This is a genomic window from Embleya sp. AB8, assembly GCF_049739465.1.
Classification (GTDB): Bacteria; Actinomycetota; Actinomycetes; order Streptomycetales; family Streptomycetaceae; genus Embleya.
The window spans coordinates 204,413-217,449 of sequence record NZ_JBMHHY010000015.1; the positions used below are offsets into that span (position 1 = coordinate 204,413).

13 protein-coding genes are annotated in these 13,037 nt (G+C 68.5%); 6 read left to right on the top strand and 7 right to left on the bottom strand.

Going from position 1 to position 13,037, the window contains the following annotated elements; genetic code table 11:
• Positions 1–28: 28 nt before the first annotated feature.
• The gene (locus tag ABIA38_RS23510) at positions 29–814 is read left to right on the top strand and encodes a helix-turn-helix domain-containing protein (protein ID WP_424640833.1); all 786 of its coding nucleotides are present in this window, start codon (positions 29–31) and stop codon (positions 812–814) included.
• Positions 811–1,005 (top strand): DUF397 domain-containing protein, encoded by a 195-nt coding sequence (locus tag ABIA38_RS23515; protein ID WP_424640751.1) that lies wholly within the window; start codon positions 811–813, stop codon positions 1,003–1,005. The genes ABIA38_RS23510 and ABIA38_RS23515 overlap by 4 nt, the downstream gene beginning before the upstream one ends.
• A 190-nt stretch (positions 1,006–1,195) precedes the next feature.
• Here ABIA38_RS23515 and ABIA38_RS23520 read toward each other — a convergent pair whose 3' ends face one another.
• On the bottom strand, positions 1,196–1,429 hold the full coding sequence (locus ABIA38_RS23520; RefSeq protein WP_424640752.1) for a hypothetical protein: 234 nt from the start codon (positions 1,427–1,429) through the stop codon (positions 1,196–1,198).
• A gap of 153 nt (positions 1,430–1,582) precedes the next feature.
• Positions 1,583–2,050: a hypothetical protein gene (locus tag ABIA38_RS23525; protein WP_424640753.1), complete on the bottom strand. Its 468-nt coding sequence runs from the start codon at positions 2,048–2,050 to the stop codon at positions 1,583–1,585.
• A 101-nt stretch (positions 2,051–2,151) separates the two neighbouring features.
• Here ABIA38_RS23525 and ABIA38_RS23530 point away from each other — a divergent pair, with 101 nt between their 5' ends.
• From ABIA38_RS23530 to ABIA38_RS23540, 3 genes are all read left to right on the top strand, one after another.
• Complete coding sequence (locus ABIA38_RS23530) at positions 2,152–2,769, top strand: hypothetical protein (protein ID WP_424640754.1); 618 nt, start codon at positions 2,152–2,154, stop codon at positions 2,767–2,769.
• Positions 2,770–2,942: 173 nt separating this feature from the next.
• Positions 2,943–3,494 carry a peroxiredoxin gene (locus ABIA38_RS23535; RefSeq protein WP_424640755.1) on the top strand — a complete coding sequence of 184 codons (552 nt, stop codon included), beginning with the start codon at positions 2,943–2,945 and terminating at the stop codon, positions 3,492–3,494.
• A 3-nt stretch (positions 3,495–3,497) separates the two neighbouring features.
• A complete protein-coding gene (locus ABIA38_RS23540; RefSeq protein ID WP_424640756.1) occupies positions 3,498–4,022 on the top strand; it encodes an alkyl hydroperoxide reductase in 525 nt (174 codons plus the stop codon).
• Positions 4,023–4,424: 402 nt separating this feature from the next.
• On the opposite strand, the gene ABIA38_RS23545 is transcribed toward ABIA38_RS23540, so the two are convergent.
• Positions 4,425–5,732 (bottom strand): TetR/AcrR family transcriptional regulator, encoded by a 1,308-nt coding sequence (locus ABIA38_RS23545; RefSeq protein WP_424640757.1) that lies wholly within the window; start codon positions 5,730–5,732, stop codon positions 4,425–4,427.
• A 271-nt stretch (positions 5,733–6,003) separates the two neighbouring features.
• Between ABIA38_RS23545 and ABIA38_RS23550 the strand changes: the two genes are divergently transcribed.
• Positions 6,004–7,164: a steroid 3-ketoacyl-CoA thiolase gene (locus ABIA38_RS23550; RefSeq protein WP_424640758.1), complete on the top strand. Its 1,161-nt coding sequence runs from the start codon at positions 6,004–6,006 to the stop codon at positions 7,162–7,164.
• 183 nt (positions 7,165–7,347) lie between these two features.
• Here ABIA38_RS23550 and ABIA38_RS23555 read toward each other — a convergent pair whose 3' ends face one another.
• From ABIA38_RS23555 to ABIA38_RS23570, 4 genes are all read right to left on the bottom strand, one after another.
• On the bottom strand, positions 7,348–8,049 hold the full coding sequence (locus ABIA38_RS23555; protein WP_424640759.1) for a transglycosylase SLT domain-containing protein: 702 nt from the start codon (positions 8,047–8,049) through the stop codon (positions 7,348–7,350).
• Between the two features lie 482 nt (positions 8,050–8,531).
• The gene (locus ABIA38_RS23560; protein ID WP_424640760.1) at positions 8,532–9,848 is read right to left on the bottom strand and encodes a PhoH family protein; all 1,317 of its coding nucleotides are present in this window, start codon (positions 9,846–9,848) and stop codon (positions 8,532–8,534) included.
• Positions 9,849–10,139: 291 nt separating this feature from the next.
• A complete protein-coding gene (locus ABIA38_RS23565; protein WP_424640761.1) occupies positions 10,140–10,901 on the bottom strand; it encodes an isoprenyl transferase in 762 nt (253 codons plus the stop codon).
• Positions 10,902–11,180: 279 nt separating this feature from the next.
• On the bottom strand, positions 11,181–12,983 hold the full coding sequence (locus ABIA38_RS23570; RefSeq protein WP_424640762.1) for a phosphoenolpyruvate carboxykinase (GTP): 1,803 nt from the start codon (positions 12,981–12,983) through the stop codon (positions 11,181–11,183).
• Positions 12,984–13,037: the final 54 nt, after the last annotated feature.

Genomic DNA, 13,037 nt, shown 5'->3' on the forward strand with positions numbered 1-13,037 from the left:
TGCGAAAGATCTGGACCCGGAAGCCTCGATGTGGGACCTCTTCGGCGCCCACCTGCGATTTCACCGCAAACTCGCAGGCATGACCCAGCAGAAGCTTGGGGGCGACTTGCATTCAACAGGGTCATTTGTTGGACAGATCGAGACCGCCGAACGCCGGCCCAGCCTCGAGTTCGTCGCCGATATCGATCGGGCCCTCGGCGGAACAGGTCTATTGATCGCCACTGCCTTCCATGCGTATCGCCTGGCGGAAGGGCAGGGCTGGTTCGAGACCTTCGCGGAGTCCGAACGGCAGGCGTCCCGCATCCGTACCTTCCAGCCACAGGCCATCCCCGGGCTGCTCCAGTGCGAGGAGTACATCCGGGCCCTCCTGCACAAGGCCAGGTTTCCGCCGGCGGCCATCGAGTCCGGGGTTGCACGGCGACTCAAGCGAAAGCGCCTGCTGACCAAGACGGATGCGCCGCAATACTGGGCCGCTGTCGACGAGGCCGCCCTCCTCCGCCTGAAGCATGATCCACAGGTAGCCGGGCCGCAGCTCGCGCACTTGCTGGAGGTAGGCGAGTTGTCGAACGTAGTGCTCGAAGTGGTCCCGATGGACTGCGGCTTGCACCCTTGCATGGATGGCCCATTCGTCCTGCTCTCGATTCCCGGCCGCGGTGAGTGCGCTTACGCAGCAGACGGCATGGTCGAGGGCCAGATGATCACCGAAGGCCACGTAGTCGCAGAGATGCAGCGTCGATACGATCTGTTGCGAGCCGAGGCTCTTTCCCCCTCGCGTTCGCAACGGCTGCTGCGAGACCTCTTGGAGAGCACATGAACAAGGCGCGTCCTCAGTCCTCCGGTTGGCGGAAGTCGAGCTACAGCGGCCAGAGCGGCCAAGAATGCGTCGAGGTGGCGCCATTCGATGGCGTCGTTGGTACCCGCGACTCCAAGGACCTCACCGTCGGCCACATCACCATCGAACCCGCATCGTGGTCAGCCTTGATCGGTTCCATCAAGACCGCCTGATCCGCCGAACAACCTTGGTGAACAGCGGGCCCTGCCGCCGACAGGGCCCACCTTCGTTGACACAAGGTGCTACAAGCAGCCCGACCGCGTCGGCAACGGTGCCCCTCTCCAGCGTCAAAGTGCGCTGGCAAACGGCGAGTTGACCCACGACGAAGCCGGATCGTCCCCGCAACGCAGGGCCATTCGCCGACTATGCGTGGCGACCCGGCACCACCCATTCCCTCGGGTCGCCGTCGGGCCGGCGGGCGGATTCGCCGGCGAGGTCCTGGAACCCGGCAAGGCGGTTGCGGACCGAGTCGGCCACGTAGTCCTCGATCGACGCGGCGAGCCCGAGTCCGATCAACGCCCGCACCCGCTCCACCGCCTCCGGAGACAGGTTGACCCGGACCTCGGCCCCGCCGCCGCGGGTCGGTTCGATACTCATCCGAGGGACGGTAGCGGCACCCACCGACACCCCGGGGCCGACGCCAGTCAAGGGAGGCAACGCCAGAGCCGACCAGGTGGACGATCACGGCGGGCCCGGCCGACGCAGCGCGGCAGTCGGGATCCTTGGGAAGCCTGAGCAGGCAATCCGGCCTCAGTAGCGCGGCATGTTCGGGATCGCCTTTTCCGCGAGGTCCACGAGTGCCTCCACCTTCGTCAAGTCGGCTGCCACCTCCTCCGGGGTGACTGCGGGAGCCTCCGAGGACCGGTATTCGACTTCGTTGCGCCGGGCGCGCATACGGCTGAAAGGCCGCAGCACGGCTCCGAGCGGCGGATCAAGTTGTGCACGGAGGGCCTCGTAGATGACGGCATGACCCCCACGACTGGTGGCACGCAGTCCCTGATTCTGCAAAACCGCGGCCAGTGCCCTGCGCGCGGCGTCATAGGCCAACGTGTACGCGCCCTCCGGGTCCGTGGCCGACAACTGCCGTGCGGACCGGACATGGGTACGCGCCCGGGCAAGCTCCGCCTCGGCGGCCTCCTGGGAGGCTGGCACACGTTCCAGTTCGCCACTTCCGATAAGGGCGTCGACGGTCGACCGCCCTTGATTCCAACGTGTCACGGGGCCTCCGGGGCCAAGTTCAACCGGACCAGCGGGCGTTCGCGAACGCTGGTGAGGAACGGGTCGTCCGTACGCGCCTCCCACGACGCGACGGAAACCCGATGGATGTTGACCTCCCGATGCAGCCGGCGGGAGACCTCTTCGGCGAGGTCGAAGAGCGCATCGGCGTCGGGATCACCCACGACCAGGACGTCGACATCGGCGGGTGGCGGACCCGGCTCGCCCTTGTATCGCGCGGCCCAAGAGCCGTAGATATATGCCTGCCGTACGCCATCGAGGCCCGCCAACGTCTCGGTGAGCAGCGGCATCGGGCCGAAGGAAGCGGCTATGAGATCGCTCAACGGGTGAAACAACGGCGTGTCCGTGCGGGCCCTGACGAGGCGACTGCGTCCCAATCGCCGATCGGACAGGATGCCACCATCGACCAACCGGACAACCTCTCGCAGAACCGCCGTAGCGGACACCGCGAGGTCGGTGGCCAACTCGGTGACGGTGTACTCGCGTTCCGGGTGCAGGAGCACGAGTGCGAGCAACTCGCCTTGCAGTTGCGATCGCAGTATCGGAAGCAGACTCGGCAACACTTTCATTGGACGCAGGATATCATGCGCCCAGCGAAAGTAACACTACGTAATCGCATCGACGCGGACCCCCATGTCGGCCACCTCGCCGTCGAGCCGGCATCGTGGTCGGTCCTGCTCGGCGCGATCCAGCCGGCGTGATCCAGCCGGGTCGGGCCGGTGTGGCTCGATCCCGGATGCACTGATAGCCCATGCCTATCAGTTCATGATCGAAGTCTTATTTCCCCGATCAGTTGGACTGTGACACGGTTGCTCGCGTACGTCCAACCGGGATGGTGATCCTGCCCTCTCGGCCCCCGCACGGAGGAGACCCAGTGCTTACTGTCGGTAACCAGTTCCCCGAGTACGACCTCACCGGCGTCGTGTCGCTGGAGGCGGACAAGGCCTTCGAGCAGATCACCAACAAGTCGTACGACGGCAAGTGGCGCGTGGTGTTCTTCTGGCCGAAGGACTTCACCTTCGTATGCCCGACCGAGATCGCCGCGTTCGGCCGGCTCAACGAGGACTTCCAGGACCGCGACGCGCAGCTGCTCGGTGTGTCCGTGGACTCCGAGTTCGTGCACCTGGCCTGGCGCAAGGACCACCCGGACCTGACCGACCTGCCGTTCCCGATGTTGTCGGACCTCAAGCGCGAGCTGTCCTCGGCCGCCGGTGTGCTCAACGCCGACGGTGTCGCGGACCGCGCGGTCTTCATCATCGACCCGAACAACGAGATCCAGTTCGTCATGGTCACCGCGGGCTCCGTGGGCCGCAACCCCGACGAGGTGCTGCGGGTCCTGGACGCGCTGCAGACCGACGAGCTGTGCCCGTGCAACTGGCAGAAGGGCGGCGAGACCCTCGACGCCGCCGCGCTGATGAGCGCCTGATCCATGGGTCTCGACGTACTGAAGGCCGCACTGCCCGAATACGCCAAGGACCTCAAGCTCAACCTGGGTTCGGTGGTCGGCAACTCGAAGCTGCCCGAGCAGACGCTCTGGGGCACCGTGCTGGTGTGCGCGATCGCCACGCGTAGCCAAAAGGTGCTCGCCGAGCTGGAGCCGGAGGCCAAGAGCCGGTTGTCCGCCGAGGCGTTCAACGCCGCGAAGGCCGCCGCCGCGGTCATGGCGATGAACAACATCTACTACCGGTCGATGCACCTCATCGGCGACCCGGAGTACGGCAACCTGCGCGCCGGGCTGCGGATGAACATCATGGCCAACCCGGGTGCGCCGAAGGCCGACTTCGAACTGTGGTCGCTCGCCGTCTCGGCGATCAACGGTTGCGGTCGGTGCCTGGAGTCGCACGAGCAGGTCCTGCGCAAGGAGGGCGTGCCCCGCGAGACGATCCAGGAGGCGATCAAGATCGCCGCCGTGATCCACGCGGTCGGCGTCACGCTGGAGACCGAACAGAGCTGAACAGGGCTGAGCCGGGCCGGGCGCAGGGCTGAGCACGCCCTGACCTCGCCCACCGGCGAACAACCTCACGAGAGCCCGTCCCCACCACCCGGGGGCGGGCTCTCGCGTTGTGCCCGAACCCCGCTCACCGCCCCGGCCGCGACGACCAACTCACCTGCCGGGACCGGATCGTCCACCGGCACCGGATCGCCCACCGACCCCACGTGGCCCGGCACCACCGCGCCGCCCAACGCACCCGGCCCACCCGCCGCCGCGGCCGAACTCCCCCGGCCCGCCCCGGAGTCCCCGGCCCACCTCGCGGCGCACCCGCGCGGCCCGCCCGCCCCGCAACCGCCGACCCACTCCGCATCGCACCCACGCGACCCGCACGCCCCCAAATCGCCGCCCCGCCTCGCCGCACCCTCACGCCGCCCGCATCCCCACCAGCGCGACCTCGCGGTAGAGCCCCACCGCGTCGCGCACCCCCATCCCGCGATGGATCCGGCTCCCGGTCGAGATCGCGGTACGCAACACCCGCTGAGTGAACAGCGGATCCAGGTCCGGATGGAAGTCCCCGGCCCGAATGCCCGCCGCCAGCGCCCGGGTCCAGGTGTCGGAGACCTTGGCCCGCTGGGCGGCCAGTCGGCTCGCCGGGAGTTCGTCGCCGCGTACCTCGTTTATCGCCAGGACCGTGGACACGCCGTGGTAGGCGTGCGCCTCCACGGTCCGCCCGATCAACCCGGCCAACCGGTCCACCGGTTCCGGCTGCCCGGCGGCGTCCTTGTCGAAGGCGGTGCGCAGATCGCAGAGGAACTCGCCGAGCAGCTCGTCCAGCAACTGCTCCTTGGAGCCGATGTGATGCGCGAGGCTGCCCACCGGCACACCGGCCAGGTCGGCGATCCGGCGCACCGTGGTCCCCGCGTAGCCGTCCTGTTCGAACAGCAGGTTCGAGGCGATCCGGATCCGGGTGCGCGCGTCGGTCCGGCGCGGCGCCTCGGCCATCCGCCGCTCGGCCTCGACCCGGACGTCCTCGACCGGCCCGACCCGGCGCAACGTCGGCGGCGCGTCGCGAGCCGGGCCCAGCAGGTTGCAGATCCGCTGCGACGCGTAGCGCCCGGGGAGCACGATGCCGCGCACGAACAGGTCCACCAGGCGCCCGGCCGCCGCGTCCGGGTCGTAGCGGCCGTTGGGCCGGTACCACTGGGCCATCCCCCACACCGCCGACTGCAACATCAGGGACAGCAGTACGGGATGCAGGTCGCGGCGCAGGCTGCCGTCCTCGACGCCCCGGCGGAGCACCCGGCCCCACAGCGTGGACGCCTCGACGGTGCGCTCGGACAACCAGACGAAGCCCTCGCTGCCGGAGAGCCGGCGGGATTCGCCGACCACCACGATCGCCGCGTCCGGGCTGTTCCCGATCACCTCCAGGCTGTCCCGCAGCAGCCCGCGCAGCGTGTCGATCGGGTCGTCGCCGCGCTCGACCGTGGCCCGCTGGCGGGTCATGATGTCGGCGAAGAAGCCGTCCAGGACCTCGAGCAACATCGCTTCCTTGGACGGGAAATGGTGGTAGAGGCTGCCCGAGAGCATGTCGGCGGACTCGGCGATCTGCCGCACCGTGGTGCCGCCGTAGCCCCGTTTGGCGAACAGCGCACAGGCGTGTCTGATGATCTCCGCGCGTCGATCCGCTCGCGGCTTGATGTGACGCTCCGCACCCGCTCGATCGCTCAACACGGGGCAAGCGTAGTACGCCTGGGAATCCCATGCGGAATCTCACGTTCCGGTAGTCCCTTTCAGCCCCATCACTCCCACCCGCAACCACCATATCCTTGACTTAGTCATACACCTGAGGCAGGCTGAACTCAGGTTGAACTCAGGCTGGATCACTGCGACATCAGCGCGACATCAACGCGACTTCAGCGCCACATCACCGCGACACCAACGCGTCGCCACCCGTGGCCCGGCCCCGAGGACCGGCCACTCAGGACTCGCTAGGAGCGACCCCATGGGCAACCCCGTCATCGTCGAAGCCGTGCGCACCCCGATCGGCAAGCGCAACGGCCGGCTCGCCGGCCTGCACCCCGTGCAACTGCTCTCGGCCGTGCAACGCGGGCTGATCGAGCGGGCCGGGATCGACCCCGAGCTGATCGACCAGGTGATCGGCGGTTGTGTCACCCAGGCCGGCGAGCAGTCCGGCGACATCGTCAAGCACGCGTGGCTCTACGCCGGCCTGCCGCACCGCACCGGGGGCACCACGATCGACTGCCAGTGCGGCTCGGCCCAGCAGTCGGTGCACCTGATCGCCGGGTTGATCGCGACCGGCGCCATCGATGCGGGAGTTGCATGCGGCATCGAGTCGATGAGCCGCAACCCGCTCGGGCACACCGCCAAGCCGGGCCAGAAGTCCAAGCCGGAGGACTGGGCGGTCGACCTGCCCGACCAGTTCACCGCCGCCGAACGGATCGCCCGCAACCGCGGCATCACCCGCGCCGACGTGGACGCGCTGGGGGTCCGCTCGCAGGCCAACGCCAAACGGGCGTGGGACGAGGGCCGGTTCACCTCGCAGGTGATCCCGGTCCGGGCGCCCGTACTGGACGCCGAGGGCAAGCCCACCGGGGAGAGTGTCCTGGTCGACCGCGACCAGGGGCTGCGGGACACCACCATCGAGAGCCTGACCCGGCTCAAGCCGGTGCTGCCCGACGGCATCCACACCGCCGGCAACTCGTCGCAGATCTCCGACGGCGCCGCCGCGCTGCTGATCATGGACGAGGACAAGGCCCGCGCACTCGGCCTGCGTCCGCGCGCGCGGATCATTGCGCAGGCGATGGTCGGCGCCGACCCGCACTACCACCTGGACGGCCCCAACGACGCGACCGCGCGGCTGTTCGCCCGCTCGGGGATGTCGATGTCCGACATCGACCTGTTCGAGGTCAACGAGGCGTTCGCGTCCGTGGTGCTGTCCTGGGCCCAGGTACAGAAGGCCGACCTGGACCGGGTCAACGTCAACGGCGGCGCGATCGCGCTGGGCCACCCGGTCGGCTCCACCGGCGGCCGACTGCTGACCACCGCGCTCTACGAACTGGAACGCACCGACCGGCAGTTTGCGCTCGTGACGATGTGCGCGGGCGGCGCCAACGCGTCCGGCACGATCATCGAGCGGATCTGACGGCGGATCCGACCGACGCGACGAACTCAACAGGCGCGACAGGAGCGCCAAACGACCGAGCCCCGCACCGCGTCGCCGCGTGCGGGGCTCGATTCGAAGCCGGGGAGACCAAGAAGGCTCGGCCCGAAGCCAAGGAAGAACTCAGTACGAAGAGCTCAGTACGAAGAGCTCAGTACGAAGAACTCAGTACCACTGGTGGCTCTGCCAGAACGACCACGCGCCACACGGGCTGCCGTAGGTGCTGTTCATGTAGCCCAGGCCCCACTTGATCTGGGTCGCCGGGTTGGTCCGCCAGTCGGAGCCGGCCGAGGCCATCTTGCTCGCGGGCAGCGACTGCACCAGACCGTACGCACCGGACGAGGAGTTCGTGGCGTCGACCCGCCAACCGCTCTCGCGCTCGACGATGTTGCTGAAGCACTGGTACTGGGTCGAGCTCATCATCGACTTGGCGATGGCCTGCGCGTCGGCGGCGGACGCCGACACCTTCTCCACCGCGCCGCGGGTGTCCGAACGGGACGCGCGCTCCTTGGCCTTGTCGGCAGCCGCCTTGTCCGCGGCAGCCTTGTCCGCAGCCGCTTTGTCGGCGGCGACCTTGTCGGCCGCGGCCTTGTCCGCAGCGGCCTTGTCCGCGGCTTCCTTCTCGGCCTTGACCTTCGCGGCCTCCTCGGCCTGGACCCGCTGCGCCTCGTCGTAGGCGGCGGTCTGCGCGTCGGCCTGGTGGGTGATCCCCGTGCTCAGTTCCTGCGCCTGCGGGGCCGCCGGAACCTCGAGAAGCTTCGTGCTGCTCGCTTCGTCTACCGTCTGGGCGTCGGCGGACGCGGAAACGCCCGTGCCACTGAATCCGACCACGGCGCCAACGGCCGTGACAGCGGTGGCGGATGCCACGGCTATCCCCCGAACCGAGATCCGGCTCACACACGTTCCTTCCGACAGGCGCGCACCGCGCGAACGCGGCGTACGAGTCCAACCCCCGGTCTTCCCGCGTCCCTCGGCGAGAGCGCTTCGGCCCGTGCGGCGCGGCCGGTGGTTTTCCCGGCGCGGGCAATGGGCGGCGTACAGCGACTCAAGTGTCGAGTTGTCGGGCGGCGCTGTACGCGGAGGTCCTACAAGTCCAGCAGCCTGCCTCAGCCAAACATTCGGAAGCAATTTCCACGGGCGTGGCGAACATCACAACTCCCACAATCGCCAAGCCTTTTCCATTTCCCACACAGACCGTTTCCACCCGGAATATGCGGACACGGCAAACACGGCAAAACCCCGCCGCCGACATCTCGAAGCAGTCGAGACATCGACGGCGGGGTCGCCTACGAGGTGCGCCCACGGGATTCGCCGAGCACTCCCCCGCACGTCCGCTCACCAGGCATCCGTCAGCCCGGCAGGTCCTCCAGCATCTCGGTCACCAGGGCCGCGATCGGCGACCGCTCGGACCGGGTCAGCGTCACGTGCGCGAACAGCGGATGCCCCTTGAGCTTTTCCACCACCGCGACCACTCCGTCGTGCCTGCCGACCCGAAGATTGTCCCGCTGCGCGACATCGTGGGTGAGCACCACCCGCGAGTTGCTGCCGATCCGCGACAACACGGTCAGCAGTACATTGCGCTCCAGGGACTGCGCCTCGTCGACGATCACGAACGCGTCGTGCAACGACCGACCGCGGATGTGGGTGAGCGGCAGCACCTCCAACATCCCGCGCGCGACCACTTCTTCGATCACATCGGCCGTGGTGACCGCGGAGAGCGTGTCGAAGACCGCCTGGGCCCAGGGGCTCATCTTCTCGTTCTCGGTGCCGGGCAGGTAGCCCAACTCCTGGCCGCCGACCGCGTAGAGGGGCCGGAAGACCATCACCTTGCGGTGCTGGTTGCGCTCCAGGACCGCCTCCAGGCCGGCGCACATGGCCAGCGCCGACTTGCCGGTGCCGGCCCGGCCGCCCATCGAGACGATGCCGATCTCCGGGTCGAGCAACAGATCCAGCGCTATCCGCTGCTCGGCACTGCGGCCGTGCAGGCCGAACACGTCGCGATCGCCGCGCACCAGCCGGACCCGCTTGTCGGCGGTGACCCGGCCGAGCGCCTTGCCGCGCTCGGAGACCAGGACCAGGCCGGTGTGGCAGGGCAGGTCGACGGCCTGCTCGATGTGGGTGCGGTCGTGTTCGAAGAGGGCGTCGATGTCGGCCGAGTCGACCGTGAGTTCGGCCATCCCCGTCCAGCCGGAGGTGTTCACCAGTTCGGCGCGGTATTCCTCCGCGCTCAGCCCCACCGCGGAGGCCTTGACCCGCATCGGCACGTCCTTGGATACCAGCGTCACATCGTGCCCCTCGGCCATGAGGTGCCTGGCCACCGCCAGGATTCGCGAGTCGTTGTCGCCCAGCCGGAATCCGGGCGGCAATACGGTCGCGTCGATGTGATTGAGCTCCACCCGCAGGGTGCCGCCGGCTTCCCCGATCGGCACGGGCGCGTCCAGGCGCCCGTACTGCGTGCGCAACTCGTCCAGCATCCGCAGCGCGTGTCGGGCGAAGTAGCCCAGTTCCGGGTGGTGCCGCTTGGCCTCCAACTCGGTGATCACGACGACGGGCAGAACCACCTCGTGCTCGTCGAACTTCAAGAGCGCCGACGGATCGGCCAGGAGCACGCTGGTGTCGAGGACATACGTCCGGTGCTGCGGAGCACGGCGTTGGATCGTGGCCACGGAGTGCCTCGCCCCCTCTCAGGGCACGCGCACCGTGCGCCCTGATCGCTCGGAGTCCGGGCCCCGGCCCGAAGGCCGGGTGCCCGGCCCTCCTGTCGCCGTGAACAGTGGAGCTTGAAGTGCACGGAAGGGCCTCCCGGGCAGGTGACGGGGTGTCACCCACATATCGCACCGGCCCACATGATGTGCGCCGGCCCGACGGGGTTATTCCCGTCCGGGGCCCCTCCAACACAAACCGGATGATCACACACCGGTGGAACGCCGGGTCCGGACAAGCCGGCTGACGAGGCGTCAGGCGCCGTAGCGGCGGTGCCGGGCGGAGTAGTCGCGCAGCGCCCGGAGAAAGTCGACCTTGCGGAAGTCCGGCCAGAAGGCCTCGCAGAAGTAGAACTCCGAATGCGCGCTCTGCCACAGCAGGAAACCGGACAGCCGCTGTTCACCCGACGTTCGGATGACCAGGTCGGGATCGGGCTGGCCGCGGGTGTAGAGGTGTTCGGCGATGTGCTCGACGTCGAGCACTTCGGCCAGTTCCTCGATCGAGGTGCCCTTGCCGGCGTGCTCCTGAAGCAACGAGCGGACCGCGTCGGCGATCTCGTGCCGGCCGCCGTAGCCGACCGCGACGTTGACGAACACCCCGGTCAGGTCCGCGGTCTCGGCCTCGGAGCGCTTGAGCACCTCGCGCGTGTGTACGGGCAACAGGTCGAGTGCGCCGACCGGGTGCACCCGCCAGCGGCGCGCGGCGGCCAGGTCGCCGACCGCGTTCTCGATGATCCCCATCAGGTCGGCCAGCTCGTCGGGCGGCCGATTGAGGTTGTCGGTGGACAGCAGCCACAGGGTGACCACCTCGACGCCGACCTCTTCGCACCAGGTGAGCAGTTCGTGGATCTTGTCGGCACCCTTGCGGTGTCCCTCGGCCACTTGTGCGCCGTACGCCTTCGCCCAGCGGCGGTTGCCGTCCAGGATGACGCCGACGTGACGCGGTATCACCGTACGGTCGAGCGACGCCTCGATGTGCTTGCCGTACGCGCCGTATGCGAGGTCCCGCAGGCCCATGTCCACCTGCTCCTCCGTCCGTGATCACCCGCGCCGAAAACCCTACTCCCGTCCGACGCCCCTCGATGTCACACGCGGCGGAGGACGGGCGTGAAGATGCGGTGAAGGTCGGCTTCGCGGCGGCGTGTCGCGATTGCCGCGCGTTCGCCCCGAAGCCGGCGACCGGGTGCGGTCCGGCGCGGATCCGGCGCGGCGGGAATCCGGTCGAAACGCCGAGGGCCCGACGGGAAGGGATCCCGCCGGGCCCGGAGCGTACCGGTATTTTGACGTCGAGTCAGCTCAGCCGGCGAGTCGTGCGACCAGCTTGTTGTACTCGTCCCACAGCCCCTGCGGGGTGTGCGAGCCGAACTTCTCCAGGTGCTCGGGAACCAGCCCGGCCTCCTGCTTCCAGATCTCCCGGTCCACCGTCAGCAGCAGGTCGAGTTCCGCGTCGGTGAGGTCGAGGCCCTTCAGGTCCAGGGACTCGCGGGTGGGCAGTACGCCGATCGGGGAGTCCACGCCGTCGGCGAGTCCTTCCAGGCGCTCGACGATCCACTTGAGCACCCGGCTGTTCTCGCCGAAGCCCGGCCAGACGAACTTGCCGTCCGCGTCCTTGCGGAACCAGTTCACGTAGTAGATCTTCGGCAGCTTGTCGGCCGAGGTGGCCTTGCCGATGTCCAGCCAGTGCGCCATGTAGTCGCCCATGTTGTAGCCGCAGAACGGCAGCATGGCGAACGGGTCGCGGCGCAACTCGCCCACCGTGCCCTCGGCGGCGGCGGTCTTCTCCGAGGCGACGTTCGCGCCGAGGAAGACGCCGTGCTGCCAGTCGAAGGACTCGGTGACCAGCGGCACCGCGCTGGCCCGCCGGCCGCCGAAGAGGATCGCCGAGATCGGCACCCCCTTCGGGTCCTCCCACTCGGGCGCGATGGTCGGGCACTGCGCGGCCGGGACGGTGAACCGCGCGTTGGGGTGGGCGGCGGGGGTCTCCGAGTCCGGAGTCCAGTCGTTGCCCTTCCAGTCGATCAGGTGCGCGGGCGGTTCCTCCGTCATGCCCTCCCACCAGACGTCGTTGTCGTCGGTGAGCGCGACGTTGGTGAAGACCGAGTTGCCCCACATGGTCTTCATCGCGTTGGCGTTGGTGTGCTCGCCGGTGCCCGGCGCCACCCCGAAGAAGCCCGCCTCGGGGTTGATCGCGTAGAGCCGGCCGTCCTCGCCGAAGCGCATCCAGGCGATGTCGTCGCCGACGGTCTCCACCGTCCAGCCCGGGATGGTCGGCTGGAGCATCGCCAGGTTGGTCTTGCCACACGCGGACGGGAAGGCGGCGGCGATGAACTTCGGCTCGGCGCCCGAGGGAGGCGTGAGCTTCAGGATCAGCATGTGCTCGGCCATCCAGCCCTCGTCACGCGCCATCACCGAGGCTATGCGCAGCGCGTAGCACTTCTTCCCGAGCAGGGCGTTGCCGCCGTAGCCCGAGCCGTAGGACCAGATCTCCCGGTCCTCGGGGAAGTGGGTGATGTACTTCTCGCTGTTGCACGGCCACGGCACGTCCGCCTCGCCCTCGGCGAGCGGTGCCCCGACGGTGTGCACGGCCTTGACGAACTCGCCGTCGGTGCCCAGGAAATCGAGCACCGGCTGACCCATCCGGGTCATCGTGCGCATGGAGACCGCGACGTAGGCGGAGTCGGTGATCTCGACGCCGTAGGCGGACAGCGGCGAACCGACCGGACCCATGCAGAACGGCACCACATACATCGTGCGGCCACGCATCGAGCCGGCGAACAGGCCGCCGAGCCTGGTGCGCATCTCGGCCGGGGCTATCCAGTTGTTGGTCGGACCCGCGTCCTCCTCCTTTTCGGAGCAGATGTAGGTCCGGTCCTCGACGCGCGCGACATCCCGAGGGTCGGAGGTCGCGTAGTAGCTGTTGGGGCGCTTGTTTTCGTCGAGCTTGCGGAAGGTGCCCTTCTCGACGAGGAGGTCGGCGAGGCGCTGGTACTCCTCTTCCGAACCGTCACACCATTCGATTCGGTCGGGCTGAGTCAGCTGGGCGATCTCGCTCACCCAGTCGAGCAGCTGCCTGTGTTTCGTCGGGACCTCGTTGGCCACGATCGCTCCATTTCGCGCCCGGGACGGCGAGTCCCCGGCGTCGGGTTGAGGGTT